Genomic DNA, 1,440 nt, shown 5'->3' on the forward strand with positions numbered 1-1,440 from the left:
GCAAAAGGAAAATCAGAACAAGCAATTGGTGAAGATTTTCAAATTTTAGCGCAACGTAAATTTGAACTATTAGAACGACAAGTACAACGTTATTTAATGATTATTCAACCGGTATGTTTTGCGGTGATTGGTCTAATTGTTATCGGGTTATACGGCATTATGTTGTTACCGATGTATCGAAATATGGGGGAATTAATGACATGGTAAAGCACACAAAGCGTCGCGGATTTACGTTGATTGAAGTTGTGACAACAATTTTTATTATTGGTCTATTGATCTTATTGGTCTTGCCCAATGTGAATAACGTGCGTAAGTTCGCTGAACAGAAGCAACAAACGGCTCTGGTACAAACGATTCAAACGCAGGTAGATCTTTACTTGAGCGAAAATCCAGATAAGGTCGCTAATTTCGGTGATTTACAAACGAATCAGTACTTGTCCGCAGATCAGGTAAAACAGGCCAAAGCTGCGGGAATTGACATTAAGGATAGCCAGGTGTTCCGTGCAAAATAAGCGGGCCGCGTTTACATTAATTGAAACGGTCGTGGTGTTATGCATTGTCAGTGTGGTTGGTCTATCAGGACAGCAGTTGTTGCCCAGCAAGTCTGCGGACGCCTGGGTGACGTTTGAACAACAGTTCGATTTGGCGTATGAAAAGGCCCGTCAACGGCAACTGTATATGGGACAAGCCTTTGCCGTGATTGCGCAAGGCGATGCCGTGTTTGTGGATAATCAACGAGTGCCCCTACCGGCAGGCTGGTTAGCACGATATCGCATGGTTGAGTGTCGACGCCATTATGTGAAACCAGCGACAATCATGATTTGGCATGCAGACCGCCCAAAACCGGTGCGCTTGGTGTTTCAATTTGGTGGGGGTACCTATGAGTTGCAAACGTAACGGGACGATTCTTGCTGAGGCATTGGTGGCTGCGCTAATTTTAATCAGTACAACAACCTTAATTATGATGACAGTACGTTACTATCACGTACAACGACAACAAGAAGAAGCCCAAATCATAGCTGTTAAACAAACATACAAACAGGAACTTCGAGCGTGGTTAAAAGAAAAGCATTCACCTTAGCAGAAACATTGGTCGCCTTAAGTATTATTATCATGTTTGGTTCCCTAATAACGATTGGCACTCGAATGATGCGTCAAACGCAAACACAAGCGGTGCAAACAATGACAACGCAACGCGTTTTACGGGCCTTGATTATTTTAGAATCGCCAGATGCTGCCTACCAATTGGTGACATGCCATGCGGATGTGGTTCGCCTGCGAAGTCAAACGAAACAACAGGACTACCTACTCCTAGTTAAGCGCCAACGTTTGGTTGTGACGACGATGCAAAGCGGACAGATTGTGTTGTTAAATCAGGTCAAACAAGCGAAATTTCAACGTCTTAGTGACCGGCGCATTGGTATTACGATCTTCTGTACG

The 1,440-nt window shown here is 44.0% G+C and carries 3 protein-coding genes and 1 pseudogene; all 4 read left to right on the forward strand.

The window, feature by feature from the left end; translation table 11 throughout:
- A pseudogene (locus tag WEIDD23_RS13845) lies at positions 1-207 on the forward strand (competence protein ComG); the annotation flags it as partial.
- Entirely contained in the window at positions 201-512 is a 312-nt protein-coding gene (locus WEIDD23_RS11875) for a prepilin-type N-terminal cleavage/methylation domain-containing protein (protein ID WP_010372740.1), read from the forward strand. The pseudogene WEIDD23_RS13845 and the gene WEIDD23_RS11875, both read left to right, overlap by 7 nt.
- Entirely contained in the window at positions 502-897 is a 396-nt protein-coding gene (locus tag WEIDD23_RS11880) for a hypothetical protein (RefSeq protein ID WP_062359087.1), read from the forward strand. The genes WEIDD23_RS11875 and WEIDD23_RS11880 overlap by 11 nt, the downstream gene beginning before the upstream one ends.
- A gap of 156 nt (positions 898-1,053) precedes the next feature.
- Positions 1,054-1,440: type II secretion system protein (locus WEIDD23_RS11890; protein ID WP_156469658.1), on the forward strand; the 387-nt coding region annotated here is incomplete at its 3' end.

This window comes from Weissella sp. DD23, from assembly GCF_001579105.1.
Classification (GTDB): Bacteria; Bacillota; Bacilli; order Lactobacillales; family Lactobacillaceae; genus Weissella; species Weissella cibaria.